The organism is Vulgatibacter incomptus, from assembly GCF_001263175.1.
Taxonomy (GTDB): domain Bacteria; phylum Myxococcota; class Myxococcia; order Myxococcales; family Vulgatibacteraceae; genus Vulgatibacter; species Vulgatibacter incomptus.
Genome location: NZ_CP012332.1, coordinates 4,268,618 through 4,293,067, shown reverse-complemented (window position 1 = coordinate 4,293,067; position 24,450 = coordinate 4,268,618). Strand labels below are relative to the sequence as shown.

The window sequence follows — 24,450 nt, the reverse complement described above, 5'->3', positions numbered from 1 at the left end:
AATATGAGGAGGGAACCCCTGCCGCAGAGCAGTCCGGCATGAGACATGCCGTCGGGCGCGCCGCTAGGCCAGAGCGGAATCGGGGCCGGCGTCGAGCAGGGCCAAGAGTCCGAAGATCGGGACGTCGCCGCGCAGCGGGTTGTCCGCCGTCGTCGCCTCGAGCTCGGCGAGGGTGGTCTCGAGGAGAAAGGCGTCGAGGAGCAATCCGAGCTCGTCGCGGTCCTTCGGGACGAAGGCGGCGTCGCCGACCGTCTCCAGATAGCTGCCGACGAAGGCGGCGGACACCCAGGTCCACCACGCCACCGCCCATGGGGCCGCCGTACCGTGGTCCTCGGGGCGGACCAGCGCAGGGTCGAATAGCACCGTGCTCGCCACGCGCTGGAAGGATCGCACCATCGTCGCCACGTCCCGGAGCGGGGAGCGCTTGCGCCGTCGCTCGGGGAGCGGCCTCGCCTTGTCGCCCTCGAAGTCCACGATCACGTAGTCCTTTCCCGTGAACAGGAACCGCGCGAGCTCGAGGCGCCCGTGGTGGCGCATCCGGAGGGCTTCGAGCTTCCGATCGAGGAGGGGGCGGAAGCGCTCGTAGAGCTGCAGCGATCGCTGAAGGATTTCCTGGGCGGCAGGCTGGAACTCCGTGGAGATCCGCGGCAACGAAATCCGCAGCCTGCGAAGCGCCTTCCCCGTGACGTTGCGCATGGTCTGGTAGGTCGAGCGCTGATCCATCGCGGAGTAGGGCTCGAGGGCGAAGACCGGGTCCTCCGGCTTGCCCATCAGGGCGAGGTGGAGCTCGCCCGCGCGGCGGCCCAGCTTCCGGGCCACCTCGAGGTAGGTGCCGATCCGCTCCGCCACGCCGGCGGGCGGCTCGAGCCGCGCGAGGCGCGCCAGCGAGGGAGACGGCGCCGGGATCGGGGGCAGGCCCCGCGTCTCCGTGAGCACGCGCTCGAAGAACCGGCCGAGCTCTTCGCGGGCCTGGCTCATCGCGTCTCCTTCGTGCGCGACGTATTCGAAGAGGGTGGCGACGGTCCGCCGCTCGGCTCGCCGGGGCTCGAGCTCGAGGGCGCCCACGAGGAGCGGCGTCGGGCCGGACGCGAGGTGACGGCCCAGCTCGAGCTCGGGGTTCATGCCCTCCCCCTGCCGGCGGTAGACCTTGAGCAGGAGACGATCGCCGAAGGAGACCGCGGTGTTCGACGGATCCCCCGGGACGATGCGCGGCTCGAGGGCCGCGAGCTCTTCCTCGAACGGCATGGCCATGGTGCCGACCAGGTCGGCCGTACGTCCCCGCGCCCTCACCCGGGCCACGATCGCGCGCACCATCGCCGAGCACGAGGCGGGATGCGAGAGCGCGTCGTACAGCACGCCGTAGGACGGTCCTTCGCTGTGGAGGTGGGCGATGATCGACTGCGGCGCCCGCGCCTGGAGCTCTCCGGCCCTCTCCTCCCCTTCGTGGGCCAGGGCCAGCAGGTACCACTCGGGCTCGGTCTCGGCGTAGCGAGCCTCCACCAGCACGATCGCCATGGCCTCGCCGGGGAGCGTCACCGCCTCCAGGATCGAGAGGGAGTGGATCGCGCGGCGACCGCCCTCGAACCACCTCCTCCCGCGGAGCCACTCGGTCAGCACGTCTTCCAGGCGGAGGCGCGCATCCCCCTCGAGGACGCTCTCCCAGCCTCGAGCGACCTCGAGGATCGGCGGCTGGTAGGCGTGTGCTCGCGCGTCGAGGGCGGCCTCGATGGGCCACTTGAGCTGGAACCAGTAGAAGCCGTGTCCACTCACGGTGAGGAGGTACGGCAGCTCGCCGATGGGGGGGAACTCGGTACGGCCGAAGAGCTCCAGCGGGAACATCCCCTGGTACTTCGAGAGGTCGAGCTCGACGTACTGGACGAAGCGGGAGAGGTTCGCGACCACGAGGAGGATCTCGGAGCCGACCTTGCGGACGAAGGCGAGCACCCTCGGGTTGTCCGGGCTCAGGAACTCGATGGAGCCCCAGCCGAACGAGCGGAAGCGCTTGCGCAGCGCGATCAGCCTCTTGGTCCACCAGAGCAGCGAGTTGGGGTTGTCCTGCTGCGCCTCCACGTTCACCGACTCGAAGTGGTACTCGGGGTCGACGATCACCGGGAGGATCAGCCGCTGCGGGTTGCATCGCGAGAAGCCGGCGTTCCGGTCGGCGCTCCACTGCATTGGGGTCCGGACGCCGTTGCGGTCGCCCAGATAGATGTTGTCGCCCATGCCGATCTCGTCGCCGTAGTAGATCACCGGGGTCCCCGGCAGCGAGAAGAGCAGCGAGTTCATGAGCTCGATCACGCGGCGGTTGTTGCCAACCAGCGGCGCGAGCCTGCGCCGGATCCCGAGGTTGATGCGCGCCGCGGGATCGCTGGCGTACGCGCCGTACATGTAGTCCCGCTCCTCGTCGGTCACCATCTCCAGGGTGAGCTCGTCGTGGTTGCGCAGGAACACCGCCCACTGCGACGTCTCCGGGATCGCCGGCGTCTGGGCGTGGATGTCGATGATCGGGAAGCGGTCCTCCTGGTGAATCGACATGAAGATCCGCGGCATCATCGGAAAGTGAAAGTTCATGTGACACTGATCGCCCGCACCGAAGTAGGCGGCAGCGTCCTCGGGCCACTGGTTCGCCTCTGCCAGCAGCATCCGATCCTCGTACTTGGAGTCGACGTGGGCACGCAGCTTGCGGATGAACGCGTGGGTCTCGGGCAAATTCTCGCAGTTGGTCCCTTCACGCTCGTAGAGGTACGGGACGGCGTCGAGGCGAAGGCCGTCGACGCCCAGGTCGAGCCAGAAGTCCACGGCCCCCATGACGGCCTCGTGGACCGCCGGGTTGTCGAAGTTGAGATCGGGCTGGTGCGAGTAGAAGCGGTGCCAGAAATAGGCCTTCGCCACCGGATCCCAGGACCAGTTCGAGTGCTCGAAGTCCTTGAAGATGATCCGGGCCTCGCGGTAGCGGTCGGCGGTCTCGCTCCACACGTAGAAGTCCCGGTGCTCGCTGCCCGGCGGCGCGCGTCGCGCGCGCTGGAACCACGGATGCGCGTCGGAGGTGTGGTTGAGGACGATCTCGGTGATCACCCGCAGGCCGCGGGAATGGGCCTCGTCGAGGAACTCCTCGAAGTCGTCCAGGCTCCCCACCTCCGGATCGACGTCGAAGTAATCGGCGATGTCGTAGCCGTCGTCCCTGCCAGGCGAAGGGTAGAAAGGGAGCAGCCAGATCGCCGTGACGCCCAGGTCCTGGATGTAGCCCAGCTTCGACGTCAGGCCCTTGAGATCGCCCACCCCGTCGTCGTTGCTGTCGCAGAAGGAGCGGACCCGGAGCTCGTAGAGGAGCGCCTCCTTGTACCAGTGGGGATCCTTGGGAATCGCCGACGGCGCGGCCTTGCGCATCGTCATCTCCCCTCGACCGGGATGCCGGCTGCGGGAGCCCCCGCGTCACGCCCGTAGGTATGCACGAGGCGGTGGAGCCGGTAGGCGAGAGCAGTGTCGAGATCCGCCTCGCGGACCCGCCACTCCCAGTTGCCGTCCAGCGTGCCGGGGCGATTCATCCTCGCCTCGGAGCCCAACCCGAGCACGTCCTGGAGGGGGACGATCGCCACGTTCGCCACGGACGCGAGCACCGCGCGGATCATCGCCCAGTGGACCTCCCCCGCCCCTTCCAGGCCGAGGTAGTCCAGCGCCCTCGCCCGCTCCCGGGCGACCTCGTCGGGGGTCCTCGTGCCGTGGGGGCCGCCGGGATCCTCGAACCAGCCCACCGTGGTGTCGTTGTCGTGGGTGCCGGTATAGACCACCGCGTTGCGCGGATAGGCGTGGGGCAGGAAGTCGGGCGCCTGGGGATCGGTGCCGAAGGCGAACTGCAGGAGCCGGATCCCCGGAAGGCCGAGCTCGTCGCGCAGCGCCTTCACCGCCGGCGTGACGGCGCCCAGGTCCTCGGCGATCATCGGGAGCTCTCCGAGCGCCTCCCTCGCCGTCCGGAAGAGCCCGATCCCGGGGCCCTCCCTCCAGCGGCCGTTCTCGGCGGTGGGATCGCCTGCCGGGATCTCCCAGGCCCGGACGAAGCCGATGAAGTGGTCGAGGCGGATCGCGTCGAAGCGGCGCTGCATCTGGCGCAGGCGATCGATCCACCAGGCGTAGCCCGTGTCCCGAAGGCGGTCCCAGCGGTAGAGCGGGTTTCCCCAGAGCTGTCCGGTGCGGCTGAAGTAGTCGGGAGGCACGCCCGCCACCACCGTGGGCATGCCTCGCTCGTCGAGGAAGAAGAGCTCCCGATGCGCCCAGACGTCGGCGCTGTCGTGGGAGACGAAGATCGGCAGGTCGCCGATGAGGCCGATGCCGAGCGCGGCGCAGTGTTCGCGGAGCTGGTGCCACTGCTGCTCGAAGATCCACTGCTCCCAGCGGCGGCGTTCGAGCTCCTCGGCGAGCTCGCGCCTCGCGTCCTCGAGCGCAGGTGGATCCCGATCGCGCAGGCGCGGACTCCACTCCACCCACGAGCGGCCGCCGTGGGCGTCCTTGAGCGCGGAGTAGAGGGCGAAGTCCTCCAGCCAAGGGCGCTCCGCCTCGCAGAAGAGGCGAAAGGAAGGCGCGTCGCTCCCCTTGCGGGCGGCGAAGGCGTCGCCCAGCTTCCGGCGGCGCCAGGCGCTCGCCAGGCCGTAATCCACGCGCCCGGACGGGAGGGAGGGGCTCGGGACCTCGTCGATCCCCAGCTCGTCCAGGCCGATGAGCAGCGGGTTCCCGGCGAAGGCGGAGAGCGCGCTGTAGGGCGAGTTTCCGTAGCCGAGCGGCCCAAGGGGCAGGACCTGCCACCACCGCTGGCCGGCCTCGGCGAGCCATTCGGCGAAGCGATGACCGCCCTGCCCCAGGTCGCCGCAGCCGTGCGGGCCGGGCAGCGAGGTGGGGTGGAGCAGGATGCCGCTCGCCCTCTCGCCCAGCGTCGGAGGTCGCGGCGACGCCTTTCGCGGAGGCGGGATCACCTGCGAAAGATGGATCGGAGGGGGCGCTTTGACCGCTACGGGCCGGAAGCGGGCGGCCGCGCGGTGGTCCGTGTCAGACGGCCCCGCTCGCTTCGCGCTTCGGCCCGTAGCGGAGGACGTGGACCTTCTCGAGGGTCACGAGCCCCTCGGGCATCATCTCGTCGAGGATCGGCACGAGGTGGGAGCGGATCCGCTCCTCGGTGTCGACCACTTCGACGAGCACGGGGAGGTCCTCCGAGAGGCGGAGGAGCTGTGCGGTGTGCAGCACGCTCCGCGCGCCGAAGCCGGCGACGCCGTGGAAGACGCTGGCGCCGGCGAAGCCCTCCTTCCGGAGCCTCTCGAGGAGGGCGGTGGCGAGGGGCTGGTGGTGCCAGAGGTCCGACTCGCCGACGAAGATCCGGGCGAGCAGCTGGTCTCCCTCGATAACGCGCATCGGCACTTCCTCCGTTTTCAAGCGTCCATGCTCAGGCGCCGCTCACCGCCCTGCCGACCATCAAGCCGAGGATGCCCGCGCCGAGGCATGCGACCACCGTTACGGCCAAATTTAGGAACGCGAGCCCGAACGCCCCGGAACGGAAGAGCTCCAACGTCTCGAAGTTGAAGGTCGAGTAGGTGGTGAGGCCGCCCATCACGCCGGTGGTGAGGAAGATGCGCAGGGTCGAGGGCGCGCCGATCCCGCCCAGGCCCGCGTGGACGATCAGGCCGATCAGGAACGAGCCCAGCAGGTTCACCAGCAGTGTGCCGAAGGGGAACGACGGGCCGAGGATCCGGAGGGCAGCCGCCGAGAGCAGGTATCGAGCACCCCCACCGAGGGCGCTTCCCAGGCAGACCAACCAGAACCGTTCCATGCGGGCGATTCTCGGGCGTGGGCTCGGTACCGTCCAGCGGCAAACGGAAGCGGCCGCAGGGCGCTCAGGCCGGCGGCGAGCCGTCGAGGAGCGCGACGCCGATCAGGTAGGCCCAGTTGAGGGCGAACGCGAGGGGGATGCCGAAGCGGACCATCCAGCGCCCGGACGGCCCCGACGCGCGGAACCTGGGCAGGGGCAGGCCCGGCAAGAGCCAGGTCGCCGCGATCCAGAGGGATGCCGCCGCCCAGCCCCAGAAGAGCATCGCGCCGAAGGGCGAGACGGAGAGCGCCCCGGCGAGGTCGAGGTGCGCGCCGCGGACGAAGGCCCGCGTGAAGCCGCAGGTGCCACAGGGGAGGCCCGTCCAATCCAGGAAATGGCAGCGCGGAAACAGCGAGTGGAAGAGCGGCACGTGCGGCAGGGCTAGCGAGGCCGCGAGCGCCACGAGCCCCAAGGCGGCGAGGCCGTCCGCCCCGCGGAAGCCCGGCGAACGCTTTCCCCACTCGATCGAGAACATGCCTCTCTATACCGCGCCGTTGCCGGAACGCGCTCCTCTGCACAGCCTTTGCGCATGGCGGCCTGCCATGCGAGCGGGCCCTCGAAAGCGGGGACGTTCGAGATGAGGATCGAGCTGGCGGCCATGCTGGCGATCGCGGCCCTCGGGCTGCCGGGGATCTCGGGGGGCGCGGCGACCTCCGGCAACGCGGTCGGTCTGGCGAAGAAGGATCCCGCTCCACCCCACACGGGCGCCGAGGGCGAGACGCCGTCCCTCGCGCCGCTGGTCGATCGGGTCCGCCCCACCGTGGTGGGCGTGACGACGATCTCCAAGGGCAAGGGCCCGTCTCCCGAGATCGAGGAGTTCTGGCGGCGATTCTTCGGCCGCAACGCGCCGAAAGAGCGAGGCAAGCAGATCGGCCTGGGCTCCGGCGTCATCATCGATCCCTCCGGGATCATCCTCACCAACAACCACGTGGTCGCCGGGGCGCAGAAGGTGCTGGTGCGGACCTCCGACGATCAGGAGCACCAGGCCACGGTGGTCGGCACGGATCCGGACACCGACGTCGCCGTGATCAAGATCACCGAGGTCAAGGGCCCGCTCCAGGCGGCGACCTTGGGTGACTCCGACGCGATCCGGGTCGGCGACTACGTGGTCGCTATCGGAAATCCCTTCGGCCTCGAGCTCACGGTGACCAGCGGGATCATCTCCGCCAAGGCGCGGGTGATCGGCGCCACACCCTTCGACGACTTCCTGCAGACCGACGCCGCGATCAACCCCGGCAACTCCGGCGGTCCGCTCTTCGACCTCTCCGGGCGGGTGATCGGCATCAACACCGCGATCGTCGCCACCGGACAGGGCATCGGCTTCGCCGTGCCGATCGACCTGATCAAGGCGCTGCTGCCCCAGCTCGAGAAGACGGGCCGGGTGGTCCGCGGCTTCCTGGGCGTGGGGGTCCAGGACCTCACGCCGGAGCTGGCCCGCGCCCTCGGAGTGAAGGCCGAGAAAGGCGCCCTCGTCTCCTCGGTGGACAAGAACGGCCCCGCCGCAAACGTCCTCCACCCGGGCGACGTGATCACGACCGCGGAGGGCAAGCCCGTGACGAACGCCGCGGAGCTCTCCCGCCAGGTCTCGCAGCTCAAGCCGGGCGCCGTGGTGACGCTCGGGGTCCTCCGAGAAGGCAAGCAACAGACGGTGAAGGTGAAGCTCGGCGAGCGGCCGTCGAAGGAGGGGAAGGAGAAGGAGCAGCCGCCCGAGCTGAAACCCGAGCAGGGGCCGGTGGGCCTGTCCATCTCGCCCGTGCCCAAGGAGCTCGCCGATCAGATGGGGATCGACGGTGGGGCGCTGGTGGTCGACGTCGAGCCGGGCTCGCGAGCCGCCGAGGCCGGCCTGCGGCAGGGCGACGTGATCGTCGAGGCGAACCGGAAGCCGGTGAAGGCGCCGAAGGATCTGATCGACGTCGCCAAGAAGAACCCGAAGCAGCCCCTGGCGCTCCGGGTTCGCCGCGGCGAGGCGGCGATCTACCTGGTGATCCCTACCGAGTAGAGAGACACATCACGAAGAGTGCTCGCCGCCGTGAGCGTGATGCCCACGGCGTGCAAGGCTCTTCAGGGTTCGGCCAGCGCGCCGAGGATCGCCGCCCCGTAGAGCTCCAGGCGCTTCGCGCCCAGCCACTTCACCGTCGCGAGGGCCTCGAGGTCGCCGGGCGGATCGCTCGCGAGGCGCTCGACCACCGGCGTGGGGAGCACCACGGAGGGCACCACGCCGCGGGCCGTGGCGGCTTCGCTGCGCCAGGCCTTCAGCCGCTCTTCCCTGCCCCGGCGCAGCGGATCCCGCTTCTTCTCCGGAGCGGCGAGGCGGGGCAGCTTGCCCGCTTTCGCGTCCTCGACCATGCGTCCGATCTCGGCGAGGAGCTCGTCGCCCGCCGGACGGATGAAGGAGCCCTTCACGCCCGGGATCCGGGAGAGGTCCTTCACGTTCCGGGGCTTGCGCAGGGCGATCTCGCCGATGGCCGCGTTGGCGAGGACCCGGCCCACGGGGACGTCCCGTGCGCTCGCCTCACGGTGGCGCAGCCTGTCGGCAGCCGCCGCGATGGCGAGGCCGAGGTCGTCGCGGGCGGGGCCCGGGAGCTTCGGCGTCGGAGGCGTCTCGGGGACCGATCCCTCCGCACAGAGCCGCTCGAACTCGAGCTGCAGCTCTTCGAGGATCCCCTTCTCCCGCGCTTCGGCCTCGAGCTGCGCCGCGAGGGGGAGGAGGTAGCGCACGTCGCCCGCCACGTATTCGCGCAGCTCGCGCGGCACGGGCCTCTCGCCGAAGTTCGCGGTCTGGTGCTCCTTGGAGAGGCGGACGCCGAAGCGCTCCTCCACCAGATCGCCCAGCCCGATCTTCGGCAGGCCGAGATACATCGCGGCGCGCTGCGTATCGAAGAGGTTGCGGATCCCCAGGCCCACGGAGGCCAGCACCCGCAGATCGCCCTGGGCGTCGTGGAAGATCTTCCGGATGGACGGATCCAGGAATGGCCCGGATAGCGAAGATGGCTCGACGCCCGGGGCCAGGGTGTCGACCACGAAGATCTCGTCTTCGGTGGCGAGCTGGACGAAGCAGAGGCGCGCCCGATAGGCGTGCATCGCGTTCGTCTCGAGATCGACCCCGAGCAAAGAGGTCTTGCCGAGGCTGGACGCGAGGCGCCTCAGCCCCGATTCGTCGAGGACGTCGTGTTCCTGATGGTGGCTCACGTGTTTGAAACGCCTGGAGACGGGCGTCTCAGTCCTTCTTCGCCAGAATGGCGGCCAGCTCGCCGCGCTCGTGGAGGTCGCCGAGGATGTCGCAACCGCCCACGAACTCCCCGTCGATGAAGATCTGCGGGATCGTCGGCCAGCTCGAGTATTCCTTGATGCCCTGGCGGATCTCGGGATCCTTGAGGACGTCGACCGCGCCGACGTCGGTCGCGCCGGCCTTCCGCAGCGTCTCTACCGCAGACGCGGAGAAGCCGCACATCGGCATCATGGGCGAGCCCTTCATGAAGAGGACCACCTTGTGGCCCTTCACCAGCTCGTCGATTCGCTTCTTGAGTTCTTCGTTCATTTCTTTCCGGCTCCTGCCCGCTCGCTCCACTGCTCGGGCGTGAAGGTCTTGAGCGCCAGGGCGTGGAGCGCTCCGCTGACGAGCTCGTCGCGAAGCGGCGCATAGACCATCTGGTGCTGCTGCACCATCGACCTGCCCACGAAGGCGTCCGAAATCACGGTCGCCTGGAAGTGGTCCCCGGTCCCGGTGGTATCGACCACCTCCACCGTGGCTCCAGGAAGGGCCTCGGCAATCCGCCTCTCGATGTCTTTCGGGTCGAGCATGACGGCCCTTGTAGCCCCGGCGAGGCCATCCGGCAACGCCGACCGCCCGCCTGCCTCGAAAACCCGTGGATTTCCGGTCGGATCGGCCCTTCCGCGGAGTGGCCGGAACCTCCAGATTCGCGGCATAAGGGGTACTTCGACCGGGTTTTGATGGTGACTGCTTGGAGACTCGAACGTGATCGTGTTAGGAAGCGCCGCCTTCGGGTGGTGCCTTCGAGACCTCTCGACGCAGGATTGACCCGCGACCGGAGCCGATCTGCGCTTCGGCAGCCCGTTTGACGACGGAAGGAAAAACGACCGTGGCCTCTTCGAAGATCGACCAGATCCGCAACATCGGGATCTCCGCCCACATCGACTCGGGCAAGACGACCCTCTCCGAGCGCATCCTCTTCTACACGGGGAAGGTGCACGCGATCCACGACGTGCGTGGCAAGGACGGCGTCGGCGCGAAGATGGACTCGATGGACCTCGAGCGCGAGAAGGGCATCACCATCCAGTCCGCCGCGACCTACTGCGAGTGGAAGGGATTCAACATCAACCTGATCGACACCCCGGGCCACGTCGACTTCACCATCGAGGTGGAGCGGGCCCTGCGCGTGCTCGACGGCGCGGTCCTCGTGCTCTGCTCGGTGGCCGGCGTGCAGTCGCAGTCGATCACGGTCGATCGCCAGATGAAGCGGTACCGGGTTCCCCGCCTCGCGTTCGTCAACAAGATGGACCGCGCTGGCGCCAACCCCTTCCGCGTCATCCAGCAGCTCCGCGAGAAGCTCAACCACAACGCCGTCGCGATGACGGTGCCCATCGGCGCCGAGGATCGCTTCCAGGGCGTCGTCGAGCTCATCGGTGAGAAGGCCTATTACTTCGACGGCGACAACGGCGAGAACATCCGCGAGGAGGCCATCCCGGCCGACCTCGTCGAGCTCGCCGCCGAGAAGCGCCAGGAGCTCGTCGAGCACCTCGCCGACGTCGACGACGTGGTCGCCGAGAAGTTCCTCGCCGACGAGACGCCGACCGTCGAGGAGCTGCGGGGCGCCGTGCGCCGCGCGACCCTCGCCCTCAAGCTCACCCCCGTGTTCATGGGCTCCGCCTACAAGAACAAGGGCGTCCAGATCCTGCTCGACGGCGTGCTGAGCTACCTGCCTGCCCCGACGGACATCGTCAACGAGGGCCACGACCAGAAGAAGGCCGAGGAGAAGGTCGTCCTCGAGGACGATCCTGCCAAGCCCTTCGTCGGCCTCGCGTTCAAGCTCGAGGACGGCCGCTACGGACAGCTCACCTACATGCGTATCTACCAGGGTACGGTGCGCAAGGGTGACACCATCTACAACATGTCCGCCGGCGAGAAGAAGGTGAAGGTCCCCCGCCTGGTGCGCATGCACTCCGACGAGATGAACGACATCGAGCAGGCTTCGGCCGGCGACATCGTGGCCCTCTTCGGCATCGAGTGCGCCTCCGGCGACACGTTCACCGACGGCGAAGTGAAGTACACGATGACGTCGATGCACGTGCCGGAGCCGGTGATCAAGCTGGCGATCGCACCCAAGGACAAGGGGGCCACGGCCAACTTCTCCAAGGCGCTCAACCGCTTCAACAAGGAGGACCCCACCTTCCGCGTGACCCGCGACGAGGAGTCGGCGCAGACGATCATCGCCGGCATGGGCGAGCTCCACCTCGACATCTACGTCGAGCGCATGAAGCGCGAGTACAACTGCGACGTCATCGTCGGTAAGCCGCAGGTGGCCTACCGAGAGGCGATCTCCCAGCGGGCCGACTTCTCGTACACCCACAAGAAGCAGACGGGTGGCTCGGGTCAGTTCGCGAAGGTGATCGGCTACATCGAGCCGCTGCCCGCCGACGCGGTGGTCCACTACGAGTTCGTCGATGACATCGTCGGCGGCTCCATCCCCCGCGAGTTCATCCCGGCCTGCGACAAGGGCTTCAAGGAGGCCGTCGAGAAGGGCTCCCTCATCGGCTTCCCGGTGGTGGGCACCCGCGTGGTGATCAACGACGGTGGCTTCCACGCCGTCGACTCGTCGGAAATGGCGTTCAAGACCGCCTCGATCCAGGCCTTCCGTGAGGGCTACGCCAAGGCGGCGCCGCAGATCCTCGAGCCGATCATGAAGGTCGAGGTCCAGACGCCGGAGGAGTTCCAGGGCGCCGTCATCGGCGGCCTCAACCAGCGCCGCGGCGTGATCAGCGGCACGGCCACCAACGAGGGCTTCGCCACCATCGACTGCGAGGTGCCGCTCTCCGAGATGTTCGGCTACTCCACCGACCTGCGCTCCGCCACCCAGGGCAAGGCCGAGTTCACCATGGAGTTCGCGCGCTATTCCCCGGTTCCTCGCATGGAGCAGGAGAAGCTGATCGCGCAGTACAAGGAGAAGAAGGCGGCCGAGCAGAAGTAAGCCGCGTCTTCCTCTGAGGCGGAGCCGCAGGCGAAGCAAAAAAAAGAGCGCCCTCGCGCGAAGCGCGAGCTGAAGAAGTCGGGCCCGCGTCCGCGGGTCCGATTTCTTCAATCGCTCTGCTGGGGGCCGGGATCCAAGGATGCCGGCCCCTTCTTTCATTTTCGACTTCGAGAAGGAGGCCTAGAGATGGCCCATATCCAGGTCACCGGCGTCACCAAGGCGTACGGCACCAAGAAGCTCTTCGAGGACGTCAACGTCGCCTTTTCGGACGGGAAGCGATACGGCCTCACCGGTCCCAACGGCGCCGGCAAGTCCACGTTCATGAAGATCCTGGCCGGCTTCCTCGATCCGGACACCGGCAACATCTCGCGGCCGAAGAAGACCCACGTCCTCGAGCAGGATCAGTTCGCGTACGAGGACGTGCGCGTCCTCGACGTCGTCCTCATGGGCAACAAGTCCCTGTGGAAGGCGATGCGGGAGAAGGACCAGCTCCTCACCCTCGAGAACATCGGCGACGAGGAGGGCGTGCGCCTGGGCGAGCTCGAGATGGTCATCGCGGAGGAGGACGGCTACACCGCCGAGTCCGACGCGGGCGATCTCCTCTCCGGCCTCGGGATCCCGGCGGAGGATCACGAGAAGCTGATGCGCGAGGTCGAGGGCGGCTTCAAGCTCCGGGTGCTGCTCGCCAAGGCGATCTTCGGCAAGCCCGACGCCCTCCTCCTCGACGAGCCCACGAACAACCTCGACCTCGACTCGATCCACTGGCTCGAGAAGTTCATGGAGGGCTACGAGGGCGTGCTGATCACGATCTCCCACGATCGGCATTTCCTGAACGAGGTCTGCACCCACATCGCGGACATCGACTACAACACGATCATCACCTACACCGGCGGCTACGACGACATGGTCATAGCCAAGAGCCAGGTGCGCAACCGGGTCGAGTCCGAGAACGCCGAGAAGCAGAAGAAGATCAGCCAGCTCCAGGACTTCGTCGCCCGCTTCGCCGCCGGCACCCGCGCCTCCCAGGTGCAGAGCCGCAAGAAGCAGATCGAGAAGCTCCAGCTCTCCGATCTCAAGCGCTCCAACATCGAGCGTCCCTTCATCAAGCTCGAGCAGAAGCGCCCGTCCGGCAAGCAGACCCTCACCATCGAGGGCCTCACCAAGCGCTGGCCCGACAAGACGGTCTGCAACGGCTTCGAGTCGCTGATTCTCCGCGGCGAGAAGATCGCGATCATCGGCAAGAACGGCGTCGGCAAGACCACGCTCTGCAAGATGCTCGCTGGCGAGCTCGAGCCGGACGCCGGCACGGTCAAGTGGGGCCACGAGGCCACCGTGGGCTACCTCGCCCAGGACCACCGCGAGTCGATCCCCGACGGCACCACCGCCGCCCAGTGGCTCCACTCCTTCGACGAGAAGGCCACCAACGAAGAGACCCGCGGCCTGCTCGGGCGCATGCTCTTCAAGGGCGACGAGGGCATGAAGCCCACCAACGCCCTCTCCGGTGGCGAGGCCGTGCGCCTCATCTTCGCGAAGCTGATGCTCACCAAGGACAACGTCCTCGTGCTGGACGAGCCCACCAACCACCTCGACCTCGAGTCGATCGTGGCCCTGGGAGACGCCCTCGAGCGCTACGAAGGCACCTGCTTCGTGGTCTCCCACGACCGGGAGCTCGTCAGCGGCTTCGCCACCCGCATCTGGGCCTTCACCGACGAGGGCCTGATCGACTTCAAGGGGACCTACGAGGAGTTCCTCGCGAAGCACGGGAACCAGCAGTCGCAGGGGAAGCGGAAGTAGCACCGCGTCCCCCGGATGCACCCATGCCGCCGGTCCGGCCCACGCCGACCGGCGGCTTTTTCATGCCCTGAATCGAAGACGGCCGTCGCGCATCCGAGGGACCGGCGGCACGAGCCGCAGCAGCCCGACGCGGCGCCCGCTCCTCGCGCCGTGGCTCGCGCCCGCCGTGGAGATCGCTACGTTGCCGATTGGAAAGGACACACCGCAATGTTGACGCTGTTTGGAATGCCTGGCGCGTGCTCGCTCGCCCCCCACATCGCCCTCGAGGAGGCCGGGATTCCGTTCCAGTACTCGATGATCCGCAAGAGCCACCCCGAGGATCGCGAGAACCTGCTGAAGCTGAACCCCATGGGCCAGGTCCCCACCCTGCTCTTCGACGACGGCACGGTGCTCACCCAGAATTCCGCGATCCTCTCTTGGATCGCCGAGCAGGTGCCCGGCAAGAAGCTCCTCCCCCCGCCCGGCACAATCGAGCACGCCCGCGCCCAGGAGTGGCTCTCCTTCCTCGGCACCACCATCCATCCTGCCTACGGGCCGATCTTCAGCCCGGCCAAGTACGTCTCCAGCGAGGCGAACTTCGACGACGTGAAGCAGGTGACCAAGGCGAAGCTCGAGCGCGGCTTCGAGATCGTCGAGAGCCGCCTGGGCGACGGCCCCTGGGCCCTGGGCGAGACCTTCTCCGTGGTCGACCCTTACCTCTACGTCTTCTTCTCCTGGATCGGCGTCCCCGGCATCGATGCCGCGAAGTACCCCAAGATCCAGCGCCACGCCGAGGCGCTGCGCGCCCGCGAGTCCGCGAAGCGCGCCTTCGCCACCGAGAAGATCCGCTAGAGACACCGTGTGCCCCGTCCAGCGACGGGGCATACGATCATTCGCCGACGTGGAGCTGGGCGCCTTCGAGGGCGCCCAGCTTTTCCCGCTTGGTGCGCGGGAAGAAGAGGCCCACGGCGAAGGCCAGCGTAGCCAGACCCGCGATCGCCCAGAAGTTCACGCGCAGCGCGGACGCGAGCGCGGCCGAGAGCGTGCGCAGCAGCTCGGGGTCGAGGCCGGCTCCGTGCTCGGGGCCGACGAGCTGGCCGGCGGCGCCAGCGGGAATCGAGGGATCCGCGGCGAGGGTCGCGGTGACGATCCCGCCGAGAGCTCCGACGGCGAGCGCGCCACCGATCGTGCGGAAGAACATGGTGCTCGCCGTTGCGACCCCGCGCTGCTTCCAGTCCACGCTCGTCTGCACGGCGAGGAGGAGCGCGGTGTTGGCGAAGCCCATCCCGGCGCCCATCACGAACATCAGGAGCTGGATCAGGTGGAGGTTCACGCCCGGGGCGAGGAGGATCGCGGTACCGATCCCGCCCACGGCCATGAGGGCGAGGCCGATCCGGATCAGCGGATGGAAGCCCACCTTGGGCACGAGCCTGCCGCCGATGGTGCTCGCGATGGGCCAGCCGATCACCATCGGCGTGATCGCGCTGCCGGCGTCGGTGGCCGAGCCGCCGAGAATCGCCTGGACGAAGAGCGGCACGTAGGTGACCGCGGCGAGCATGGTGCCGCCGAGGAGCGTCCCGGCCACGCTCGAGAGCGCGATCACCTTCTCGGAGAAGAGGCCGAGCGGGAGCACGGGCTCCCTGACCTTGCGCTCCACCACGGCGAAGAGCGCGAGGAAGATCGCCGCGGCCGCGAAGGGCCAGAGGCCCATGCCTGCGCCGCTCGCGCCGAAGAGGAGGCAGAGCACCCCGCCGGTGAGGAGGCCGGCGCCCACGAAGTCGAGCTGGTGCGGCTTCTTCTCCACGTCCTCGTGGAGGAAGAGCCAGACGAGCGCGATGGAGACGATCCCGAAGGGGATGTTGAGGAAGAAGATCCAGTGCCAGGAGAGGAAGTGGACGATCCAGCCGCCGAGGAGGGGGCCGATGAGGCCTGCGAATCCCCAGACCGCGCCGGTGAAGCCCTGGACCTTCGCGCGCTCCTCCAGGGTGTACATGTCGCCGATCACCGTGATCACGACGGGCTGCATCGCGCCGGCGCCGATCCCCTGGAAGGCGCGGAAGAGCACGAGCTGGAGCATGGTCTGCGCCAGCCCGCTCAGGCCGGAGCCCAGGAGGAAGACCGCGCTGCCGATGAGGAGCACGGGCTTTCGTCCATAGAGGTCGGCGAGCTTGCCGAAGATCGGCACCGTGACCGTGGAGGTCAGCAGGTAGGCCGTGAAGACCCACGAGTAGAGCTGGATGCCGCCCAGGTCGCCGACGACGGTGGGCATGGCCGTGGAGACGACGGTCATCTCCAGGGCGGCCATGAAGAGGGAGAGGAGGAGCGCGGCGAGGGTGAGGGGGCGGTGGGTCTTCTTGCTGGAGCTCACTTGGACGGAACCCTTCAATTTCGAAGCCGGGCATATAGCGGGGGCCCGAGGCATTCGCCAGCCCCGCCATTCGGGTCGGGGCGCTCCCCATCCGTTCTCCTCGTGCTTCGCTCCGGTGGCTACGATCGAAGCACATGCGCCAGAGATTCGATGCATACCGCTTCGACCTGGATCTCGACGAGCCGAGGCTCCTCGCCGAGACCGGCTATCTGGCCCAGGCCCGGGCGGAGGCGGAGGCCCTCGCCCTCGCCGCGCCTCATGATCCGGCGCGGCTGGGCCTTCGCGGCCAGCTCGAGCACCGGATGGGCTCGATCAGCGCGGCGATCGAGACGTTCCGCCGCCTGCACGACGGCTCGCCCCACAACCACGAGGCGCTGCTCCGGCTCGCCGTGATGCGCGAAGAGGAGGCGCGGGAGAGGCCTTCCGGCGCGGACCAGCCCTGGGTGCGGCGGGCCTTGCGCCTCCTCGGACAGCGGCAACAGGGCGCCGCGCTCGCCGCGTGTGCAGAAGGCCAGGCGCTCGCCCGATCGGTGAGGGATCTCGAGCAGCAGAAGCTCCTCGCGGTCCTGGCGGCGCATGTCCTCGAGCAGGCCGGCAGGCGCTCGGAGGCTGCGGGCGTGCTCGAGCGGCTCGGAAGCGAGCCGGCCTTCGCCCACGACCCCGACCGCCTCGCCGTCCTCGCCCGGATCTACGAGCAGGCGGGAGAGCACGGAAAGGCCGAGCGCGTGCTCGCCTTCCTCGCCTCGGGCGCCAAGCTCTCGGCGTTCCCACGGCTGGTGGCGGCGCGCCGCGCCCTGGGCGACGAGCCCGGCGCTCTCGAGGCACAGCAGGACTTCGAGCGAGCCTTTCGACAGCGGATGCAACGCCTCGAGCCCGAGGGCCGGCTCGAGGCCGCCGTCGACCGCTACGTCTCCGCTCGCCGCCTGGGCCGCCTCGACCTGCCCGAGGTCGCAGGACTCGAGCCGGGACCGGAGCGGGGGATCGCACGCCTCGTCGGCGGTGATCCGGCGAGCGCCCTCCCGGACCTCGGGCAGGCGGCGACGGGCTGGCGCGCGGCCGCCCTCCTCGCAGGCGGGCGATCCGACGAAGCGCTTGCGAGCGCGGAAGCCGCCGTGCTCGAACGAAGCGAGCCCGACGAGCCCCTCGCCCACCTTCTTGCCGATTGCCTCGAGGCCGATCCGTCCCGCCGCATGGATGGGCGGGCGATCGAGCTCGCGAGGGAGGCTATGAGGCGTGCCCTCGAGTCGGCCCCCGCCAGCCCGCGCTCGCTGCGTCGCCTGGCGATCCTGGAGGAGCACGGCGGCGACCAGGCCCTCGCGGAGCGCCTGCGCACCCGGGCCCTCGCCGCGAACGACCACCCGTGGCCGCCGCCGGGCGTGGTCCGCGCGGCGGCGATCTACGCGCTCCCGGGCAAGGCCAAGGGCATCGTCCATGACGTGATCGCGCGCCGCAGGCCCGCCACCGGCGATCGCCGTGGCCGCCTCGACGACGAGTCCATCCACGGCGAGCTGGGCCCGGGCGTGCTCGACCAGCTCCGGCGAACCTTCGCGTCGGTGAGGGAGACCCTCGCCGCGCGCTTCCCCGAGCGGGTGTCGTCGTTCGACGACTGGTCGTATGGCGTCCACCTCACCAAGGAGGACGAGCCCTCCGGCGGTCCGTCGCTAGGCTTGCCGGTGGCGATGGCCTTCGCCTCGGTGCTGCTCGACGTGCGGATCCCGCCGTACTACGTGTTCACCGGCGCCCTCTCCTACGACGGGGCGGGACAGCTCGCGGTGCGGCAGGTGGGGGAGGTCGGCCTCAAGCTGAAGGGCACGCTCCACGCCGGCGCCCGCTTCCTCGTGCTACCGCTCGGGCAGGAGGAGGAGGCCGCAGCCAGCGGAGACGTGCCGCCCCGGATCGCAGCCGGGGCGATCCGAGGCGTGGGCACTCTCGACGAGGCGCTCGCGCTGGTCCTCGAGCGCCCCGTCGTCGCAGCGATCTAGAAGACCGCTGCAGACGCACCCGCTCGCTATGCGTGCGGGGGAGAAACCGGGCTCTGGACCATGGGGCCCATCGACCAGGCGGGCTGCATCGGCATGCCGGAGTACGGCATCGGCATCATCGGGGACATGCCCATGCCCATCATCGGGCTGCCCATCATGGGGCTCATCATGTGGCCCATGTGCGACCCGCCGATCAGCGGGTTGATCATGGGGATCGGGCTCTCCATGCCCGAGTGCATCAGGCCGTAGCCGTAGGAGAACATCGGCGACGGGCGATAGCCGTAGAGGCTGGGGTGGATCATCGGCGAGTAGCCGATCCCGCTCATCGGGATCCCGCCCACGCCCGAGTGGATCAGGCCGGTCTGATGGCTGGGATAGAAGGGCATCATGTGGGACATGTACGGGGACACGTAGGGAACGAACATTTCTCTCTCCGCGCCGAGTAAATGCGGCGGCGGCCAGCCCCTCGGCACGGGCGTAGACCACCATCCTGGAGCGAGCGAGATCCCGCTTGCTCTAAAAGTGTCGACCTGATCCACCCTGGGTGCGCGATCGAGCGCACGGAGGGCGGCGGCCGTGAGGTGGACTGCGTCCACCAGCGCTTGCAGTCGCGCCCTTTCGCTGAAATCCATGTTCGAGGACCTCTGCCTACCGGACGGGGATCGTGCGGGCAGTCGCCTCACCGGGCTTTCGCGAGAGCCGCACGCGGAGCACACCGCTGCGGAGCTCCGCGTCGATCGGCTCCGCGGAGGTCCCGCGGGGGAGAAGGATCCGCCGCTCGAAGCCGCCCAGGAGCCGCTCGAGGGCGGCGGGCCGCGCTCCCTCGGGATGTAGCGCTCTCGCTGGCCGCTCAGGCGGAGCTCACCGTCCACCAGCTTCACGTCCAGCGTCGAGGCGTCGATCCCCGGCAGGTCCACCACGATCACCACCTCGTCCGCCGACTCCCAGCAGTCGACCGGCGGGATCATCGGCGGCAGCATGTTGCCTGGGCCGGCCTGGCGCTCGAGGAGCGCGGCGAGCTGCTCGAGCGCCGCCTCCGCGGCCTTTCGCGGATCCCGCTCCGGCGGGATCGGGGCGATCGGCTGGTTGATCCGGGGGAGATCCCTCCCGGTGATCGACCGGTAGATCCGCGCGACGTCCGAGATCGCTGAGTCGATGTGAATCGATCCGTTCGTATGCGGCTGCATGCGGTATCCCCCGTGCTGCAACGGCGCGCTGCGCTGGTCGGCTCGCTCGCTTCGAGTGGCGTAGGGATAGCAAGGTCCCCCGGATCGCGAGAATCCCTTGGGAGGGCCGCCCCTCACGAGTCGCGGCCGGGTGTTTGCTCCCTGCCAGGAGGCTCGACTCGGGGGTTGCGATCGGGCGAATGGCCGTGCGCGGACTTCGAGGTTAGACTCGGCCGTTGTTTGGTAAGGGCTACGAAGGAGCAGCAACGTGCAGGCGAGTCGGTTTCAGGCAAGGGTCGAGGTCCGGCAGGGCGCGAACGATTTCGCGACCCTCTCGGTGCTGGGTTTCACCGCGGTCGGGCTCACCCTCGCCCTCGCTTTCGCGGTGCTCGGGAACCACGACTCCCTCTCCACCGCAGAGTCGATCGCCCTGGCGGGCAAGGTCATGGTGGGCTGCCTCACCCTCGCCAGCGTCGTCCTCGTCGCCGTGCTCGTGAAGCCCCGCCCCTACTCCGCCCTCGCCACCGCGACGGAAGGCGGGCTCGTGCTCGAGAGGGAGGGCTCGACGAAGCGCGTCCGGATGCGCGGGTTCCGGCGGGTCCAGGTGATCCGCGACGACGGCGCCTTCCGGGTGGAGCTGGAGAAGCCCGCTTCGATCGTCAAGCTCACCCTGACCGATGGACACGAGGCCGAGCGCCTGGCCGGCGCCCTCCTGGGCCAGGAGCGGGTCCCCGCCGCCACGGCGCGGGTCCGGATGCGCGCGGGCTACTGGCTCTTCCTCATGACCTGCTGGATCTGGGTGCTCGCGCTCTCCGCCCTCTGCGTTTTCCCGATCTCCCTGGGGCTCGGCGCGCTGCTGACCGCGATCACGGTGCCGGCCGGCGTTTGGATCACGCTCAAGGCGACGCCCGCCGACATCCTCGTCTCCGAGGCCGGCGTCGCGATCCTCCATCCGCTGGGGTCGCGGCGGATCGACGCGGGCTCGCTCTCGGACGCGGCGGTGGTGGACGACAACAGCGCCAGGATCGTGCTCGCCGATGGCGAGCGCCTCCGGCTGCCCGAGCTCGCGGACCATCCGCTCGACCGCGGCGTGAGCACCGCGAACCCGCCCGCCGAGCGGCTCGTCGCGAGCGTGAGGGAGATCCTCGTCCGGCGCCAGCCTTCGCACGCCTAGCCGGCCGACCGAGCCCCGCGCGGGAAAGCGTGCGGGGCCGGCGCGCTCCGGATTGCGTCAGCGTGCGCGGGGGAGCGTCTCGGCGAAGCGGACGGCGCGCCCCTGGGGCTCGGCGAGCTGGCCTTCGAGCATCGCCACGTGGCCGCGGATCAGGGTGGCGATCGGCCAGCCCCGGACCTTCTTGCCGTCGAAGGGCGTCCAGCCGCAGCGGCTCGCGATCCACGAGTCCGTGATCGTCCGCTCGGCCTGCAGATCCACCAACGTGAGGTCCGCGTCGTAGCCCACCGCCAGGCGGCCCTTCCCTGCGATCCCGAAGACCCGGGCCGGGCCCGCCGAGGTGAGATCCACGAGGCGCTCGAGGGAGAGGCGGCCCTCGTTCACGTGGTCCAGCATCACGGGCAGGAGCGTCTGCACGCCGGGCATCCCCGACGGAGACGCCGGGTACGGCTTCGCCTTCTCCTCCCGCGTGTGCGGCGCGTGGTCCGAGCCGATCACGTCCACCACGCCGGCCCGGAGCGCCATCCACAGCGCCTCCTGGTGCCGCCCGCTGCGGATCGGCGGGTTCATCTGGGCGAGGGTCCCGAGGGTCTCGTAGCAGACGGGAGCACGCAGCGTGAGATGCTGCGGGGTCACCTCCACCGTGGCGAGATCCCGGCTCGCAGCGAGGATCTGCAGCTCCTCTGCCGTGGTCACGTGAAGCACGTGCACCCGCCGGCCCGCTGCCCGCGCGAGACGCAGGAGCCGGTCCGTCGCCCGGAAGGCGGTCTGCTCGTCGCGCCACTCGGGATGGGCGCGGGGATCCGCTGCCTCGTCCGCGAGGTGCTTGCGCTCCCGGAGGCGCTCCTCGTCCTCGCAGTGCACCGCCACCCTCCGGCTGCCGCTCGCGAGGATCCGGGCGAGGGATTCGTCGTCCTCCACCAGGAGGTCGCCCGTGGAGGAGCCCATGAAGATCTTCACGCCCGCGCAGCCGGGGAGCCGCTCGAGCTCGCCGAGCTCCTCCGTGTTGTCCCGGCCCGCCCCCACATAGAAGGCGAAGTCGCAGAACGCGCGGCCGGTGGCGCGCGAGATCTTGTCCGCCAGCAGCTCGGCGGTGGTCGTCGCGGGGCGCGTATTCGGCATCTCGAAGATCGCCGTCACGCCGCCGAGCGCCGCGGCCGCCGTGCCCGTGGCGAGGTCCTCCTTGTGCTCCAGGCCCGGCTCGCGGAAGTGCACCTGCGAGTCGATCACGCCGGGCAGCACGTGGAGGCCGCGGGCGTCCAGCTCGTCGCCGGCCTCGGCCTGGGCCAGGTCGCCGATCGCGGCGATCCGTCCGCCGCGGATCCCGACGTCCGCGACGCCGATCCCGTTCTGGTTGACCACGGTGCCACCGCGGAGGAGGAGGTCGAAGGTCGTGCTCATGTGTTCCTGGAGGGCGAAGAAGTCGGGACGTGTGGTAGTCCGTCCGCCGGAACGCAGCAACCCCGAAAGGGCGAGGTGGCGATGGTTGCGGAGATCAGTGTCGAGGAGCTCGAGAGCAGGCTCAGGGAAGGCCTGCCCACGCACCTCGTCGACGTGCGCCAGCCGTGGGAGAACGAGCTCGCCGCGTTGCCCGGGAGCCAGCTCCTCCCGCTCGGCGAGCTCGTCGGGCGTGCCGACGAGGTCGAGGCCCCTGCGGGCGCCCTCGTGGTGGTCTACTGCCACCACGGCGTGCGCAGCCTCACGGGCGTCGCGATCCTCCAGCGGGCGGGGCTGGCCGACGTCGTCTCGCTCGAGGGCGGCATCGACGCCTGGTCGCTCCGGATCGACGCCGACGTCCCTCGGTATTAGCCGACTGCCATTTTGTCGAAGACCCGGTACCGCCGCCCGAAGGCCGAGTACGCCAGGGCTACGACCACCATCCCCGCCGCCATCAGGCTCCAGAGGACGAGGTGATCGCTGCGGAGGTGGTCGAAGGCCACGCCGCCGACGAGCGGGCCGAGCGAGACGCCCAGCGATTGCATCAGGCCGAAGAGGCCGAAGGCGCGGCCGAGGCGCTCCGGATCTCCGAGCGTCGCCGCCGTGTCCGATAGCGCCGGCGCGAAGACCACCTCGCCCAAGGTGAGCACCGACATCCCGATCGCCAGCCCGCCGAAGCCGGAGGACGCGCCGAAGATCACGTAGCCCACCGCGTAGAGCACGGCACCGAGGACCAGCGCCCGGCGCATGCCCCAGGGCTTCGCCAGGGCCACCGCCGGCACCTGGAAGAGCACCACGAAGAGGCCGTTCACCGTGTAGAGCAGGCCCACGTCCGCCTTCGAGAGGCCAAGCTCCGCGCTCGAGAACACCGAGAGCGTCGAGAAGATCTGGACCGTCATCACCGAGCCGACGAGGACGAGCACGAGGTAGAGCGCGAAGACGCGGTTCTCCCGGAGCGCAGCGCGGAGCTGAGCCAGGTGGTCGAGGAGACCTACCTTGCCTGCTCCGGTCCCCTTGGCGTGCGGGTCGGTTTTTTGCGCCGGCTCCGCCGTCGCCGGCGTCGAGGTCTGGCTCGAGGTCTGGCTCGTGGACGGTGCATGGTTCGGCACCGGAAGCACCGCGAAGATCGCCAGCAGCGTCGCCGGCGCCGCCACGAAAAAGAGCGTGCCGTACGAGTGCGAGGCCAGGAAGCCGCCCATCGCCGGACCGATCGCCCAGCCGACGTTCACGCCAATCCGCTGCAGCCCGTACGCATGTACGCGCGATTCCGGCCTCGTGAGCTCCGTCACCGCGGCGCTCGCCGCAGGCTCGAACTGGGCGCGGAGCATCCCGTTCGTGATCACCAGCAGGCCAATCACCCACACCGGCGCCGACTGGAGCACCGCGACGCCGAGGGCGGCCATGTTCACCGAGCGCACCGCCAGGCCCGAGATCATCACCTTGCGCCGGCCGATCCGATCCGAGGCCTCGCCTGCGATCCCCTGCCCGATCGCCGCGACCACGCCCGCCACGAGGTAGATCGCCCCGTAGACCGCGCCGCTCGTGCCCCGCTCCTCCACCAGGTGCATCGCCATGAAGGGCATCACCAGCGAGAAGCCCATCGTGTTGACGCAGCGGGCGAGGGCCAGCAGCCAGACCCGCCGATCCAGCGCCAGGAAGGGCGCCAGCATCCCGGGCTTGGCGAGCACGCGCCGGAGAATCGCCGGAGAACCTGCAGAGAGACCGGGGGAGTCCGAGGCCACCGCCGGCAATTCGGGACGCACGTCCAACCGCTTAGGGGACATCGAGAGGAACACTCCGCGGGCTTGCTCGTCGAGGATGCCTGCCAGGTGCTTCGCCCGCCCGGGCTTCGAGCCGCGCGACCTCTATAACGCCGGCCGCCCCGCGGGTCGAGTCGGGCCCCCGACACTCCGCCCACCGGGCGAAGACCGCCCTCTTCCGGCTCGTTCGGGGATATGTTCGGCCGCGATGCGATTCTTCGAAACGGTCCACGGTGTCTACTTCGACGACCTCGACGCGTACCAGGTGCTCCACAACGCGCGGTACGTGCTCCTGATCGAGCGCACGATCGGCGCGTTCTGGGAGCGCCTTTTCGGGTGGAAGGGCACCCTCGACCTGGCAGCCCACCCCGACCAGTCCCACCTCGTTCGCGCCAACCACATCAGCTACGAGCGCCCGGTCGAGGGCATTGGCGACGTCCGCGTCCGCATCTGGATCGAGAAGATCGGCGAGACCAGCCTCACCTTCGGCTTCCGCGTCCTCCCCCTCGACGAGGACCGCGACTTCGCCGTCGGCAGCCGGGTGATGGTCCGCGTCGATCCCAAGACCCGCAAGCCCGTCCCCTGGACCGACGAGCTCCGCGAGAAGGTCCTCCCCTACTCCAAGCCGCCGACGGCTTGATTCAGCGCGGGCCCCCCTAGCCAACGCCGTCCCTTTTACCATCCACTCGAGCTGGGGAAGCGAGGGCATCGACCTCACTGCCCATCCGGGACCGGA

Annotated in this window: 20 protein-coding genes and 1 pseudogene; 8 read left to right on the top strand and 13 right to left on the bottom strand. The window is 69.3% G+C overall.

What is annotated here, in order from left to right; genetic code table 11:
• Positions 1 to 63 precede the first annotated feature (63 nt).
• The 6 genes and pseudogenes from AKJ08_RS21065 to AKJ08_RS17945 form a co-directional block, all read right to left on the bottom strand.
• A complete protein-coding gene (locus AKJ08_RS21065) occupies positions 64 to 1,617 on the bottom strand; it encodes a maltokinase N-terminal cap-like domain-containing protein (protein WP_240475513.1) in 1,554 nt (517 codons plus the stop codon).
• Positions 1,618 to 1,728: 111 nt separating this feature from the next.
• Positions 1,729 to 3,363 (bottom strand): annotated as a pseudogene (gene treS / locus AKJ08_RS21060) (maltose alpha-D-glucosyltransferase); the annotation flags it as partial.
• Between the two features lie 26 nt (positions 3,364 to 3,389).
• Positions 3,390 to 4,964, bottom strand: coding sequence for a 4-alpha-glucanotransferase (gene malQ / locus AKJ08_RS17960; protein ID WP_240475398.1), 1,575 nt, complete (start codon positions 4,962 to 4,964; stop codon positions 3,390 to 3,392).
• Positions 4,965 to 5,037: 73 nt separating this feature from the next.
• Positions 5,038 to 5,397, bottom strand: coding sequence for a DUF190 domain-containing protein (locus AKJ08_RS17955; protein ID WP_050727333.1), 360 nt, complete (start codon positions 5,395 to 5,397; stop codon positions 5,038 to 5,040).
• Positions 5,398 to 5,428: 31 nt separating this feature from the next.
• Positions 5,429 to 5,812 (bottom strand): fluoride efflux transporter FluC, encoded by a 384-nt coding sequence (locus AKJ08_RS17950; RefSeq protein ID WP_050727332.1) that lies wholly within the window; start codon positions 5,810 to 5,812, stop codon positions 5,429 to 5,431.
• Positions 5,813 to 5,876: 64 nt separating this feature from the next.
• Entirely contained in the window at positions 5,877 to 6,326 is a 450-nt protein-coding gene (locus AKJ08_RS17945; protein WP_050727331.1) for a DUF2752 domain-containing protein, read from the bottom strand.
• 102 nt (positions 6,327 to 6,428) lie between these two features.
• On the opposite strand from AKJ08_RS17945, the gene AKJ08_RS17940 reads away from it, so the two are divergent.
• Positions 6,429 to 7,850 (top strand): Do family serine endopeptidase, encoded by a 1,422-nt coding sequence (locus tag AKJ08_RS17940; RefSeq protein WP_082343453.1) that lies wholly within the window; start codon positions 6,429 to 6,431, stop codon positions 7,848 to 7,850.
• A 62-nt stretch (positions 7,851 to 7,912) separates the two neighbouring features.
• Here the strand turns inward: AKJ08_RS17940 and AKJ08_RS17935 are convergent, their stop codons facing one another.
• The 3 genes from AKJ08_RS17935 to AKJ08_RS17925 are packed head-to-tail and all read right to left on the bottom strand — an operon-like array spanning position 7,913 to position 9,652.
• Positions 7,913 to 9,040 (bottom strand): ribonuclease D, encoded by a 1,128-nt coding sequence (locus AKJ08_RS17935; RefSeq protein ID WP_050727329.1) that lies wholly within the window; start codon positions 9,038 to 9,040, stop codon positions 7,913 to 7,915.
• Positions 9,041 to 9,068: 28 nt separating this feature from the next.
• Positions 9,069 to 9,389 carry a Grx4 family monothiol glutaredoxin gene (gene grxD / locus AKJ08_RS17930; RefSeq protein WP_050727328.1) on the bottom strand — a complete coding sequence of 107 codons (321 nt, stop codon included), beginning with the start codon at positions 9,387 to 9,389 and terminating at the stop codon, positions 9,069 to 9,071.
• Positions 9,386 to 9,652 carry a BolA family protein gene (locus AKJ08_RS17925; protein WP_050727327.1) on the bottom strand — a complete coding sequence of 89 codons (267 nt, stop codon included), beginning with the start codon at positions 9,650 to 9,652 and terminating at the stop codon, positions 9,386 to 9,388. The genes grxD and AKJ08_RS17925 overlap by 4 nt, the downstream gene beginning before the upstream one ends.
• Positions 9,653 to 9,951: 299 nt before the next feature.
• On the opposite strand from AKJ08_RS17925, the gene fusA reads away from it, so the two are divergent.
• The 3 genes from fusA (at position 9,952) to AKJ08_RS17910 (ending at position 14,682) form a co-directional block, all read left to right on the top strand.
• Positions 9,952 to 12,057 carry an elongation factor G gene (gene fusA / locus AKJ08_RS17920; RefSeq protein ID WP_157370809.1) on the top strand — a complete coding sequence of 702 codons (2,106 nt, stop codon included), beginning with the start codon at positions 9,952 to 9,954 and terminating at the stop codon, positions 12,055 to 12,057.
• A gap of 186 nt (positions 12,058 to 12,243) precedes the next feature.
• Positions 12,244 to 13,851, top strand: coding sequence for an ABC-F family ATP-binding cassette domain-containing protein (locus AKJ08_RS17915; RefSeq protein ID WP_050727325.1), 1,608 nt, complete (start codon positions 12,244 to 12,246; stop codon positions 13,849 to 13,851).
• 207 nt (positions 13,852 to 14,058) lie between these two features.
• The gene (locus tag AKJ08_RS17910; protein WP_169788871.1) at positions 14,059 to 14,682 is read left to right on the top strand and encodes a glutathione S-transferase N-terminal domain-containing protein; all 624 of its coding nucleotides are present in this window, start codon (positions 14,059 to 14,061) and stop codon (positions 14,680 to 14,682) included.
• 37 nt (positions 14,683 to 14,719) lie between these two features.
• On the opposite strand, the gene AKJ08_RS17905 is transcribed toward AKJ08_RS17910, so the two are convergent.
• Positions 14,720 to 16,198 carry an MDR family MFS transporter gene (locus AKJ08_RS17905; RefSeq protein WP_276202180.1) on the bottom strand — a complete coding sequence of 493 codons (1,479 nt, stop codon included), beginning with the start codon at positions 16,196 to 16,198 and terminating at the stop codon, positions 14,720 to 14,722.
• A 134-nt stretch (positions 16,199 to 16,332) separates the two neighbouring features.
• On the opposite strand from AKJ08_RS17905, the gene AKJ08_RS17900 reads away from it, so the two are divergent.
• Positions 16,333 to 18,180, top strand: a complete 1,848-nt coding sequence (locus AKJ08_RS17900; protein ID WP_050727323.1) for a hypothetical protein — start codon at positions 16,333 to 16,335, stop codon at positions 18,178 to 18,180.
• Between the two features lie 26 nt (positions 18,181 to 18,206).
• On the opposite strand, the gene AKJ08_RS21055 is transcribed toward AKJ08_RS17900, so the two are convergent.
• Positions 18,207 to 19,367 (bottom strand): Hsp20/alpha crystallin family protein, encoded by a 1,161-nt coding sequence (locus AKJ08_RS21055; protein ID WP_050727322.1) that lies wholly within the window; start codon positions 19,365 to 19,367, stop codon positions 18,207 to 18,209.
• A gap of 247 nt (positions 19,368 to 19,614) precedes the next feature.
• Between AKJ08_RS21055 and AKJ08_RS17890 the strand changes: the two genes are divergently transcribed.
• On the top strand, positions 19,615 to 20,520 hold the full coding sequence (locus tag AKJ08_RS17890; RefSeq protein ID WP_050727321.1) for a DUF3093 family protein: 906 nt from the start codon (positions 19,615 to 19,617) through the stop codon (positions 20,518 to 20,520).
• Positions 20,521 to 20,577: 57 nt separating this feature from the next.
• Here the strand turns inward: AKJ08_RS17890 and AKJ08_RS17885 are convergent, their stop codons facing one another.
• Positions 20,578 to 21,918 carry a dihydroorotase gene (locus AKJ08_RS17885; protein WP_050727320.1) on the bottom strand — a complete coding sequence of 447 codons (1,341 nt, stop codon included), beginning with the start codon at positions 21,916 to 21,918 and terminating at the stop codon, positions 20,578 to 20,580.
• 81 nt (positions 21,919 to 21,999) lie between these two features.
• On the opposite strand from AKJ08_RS17885, the gene AKJ08_RS17880 reads away from it, so the two are divergent.
• Positions 22,000 to 22,326, top strand: a complete 327-nt coding sequence (locus tag AKJ08_RS17880) for a rhodanese-like domain-containing protein (protein WP_050727652.1) — start codon at positions 22,000 to 22,002, stop codon at positions 22,324 to 22,326.
• On the opposite strand, the gene AKJ08_RS17875 is transcribed toward AKJ08_RS17880, so the two are convergent.
• Positions 22,323 to 23,717, bottom strand: a complete 1,395-nt coding sequence (locus tag AKJ08_RS17875) for an MFS transporter (protein WP_169788870.1) — start codon at positions 23,715 to 23,717, stop codon at positions 22,323 to 22,325. The two genes, AKJ08_RS17880 and AKJ08_RS17875, sit on opposite strands and share 4 nt — an antisense overlap.
• 205 nt (positions 23,718 to 23,922) lie before the next feature.
• On the opposite strand from AKJ08_RS17875, the gene AKJ08_RS20035 reads away from it, so the two are divergent.
• Positions 23,923 to 24,354 (top strand): acyl-CoA thioesterase, encoded by a 432-nt coding sequence (locus AKJ08_RS20035; protein ID WP_050727318.1) that lies wholly within the window; start codon positions 23,923 to 23,925, stop codon positions 24,352 to 24,354.
• Positions 24,355 to 24,450 lie beyond the last annotated feature (96 nt).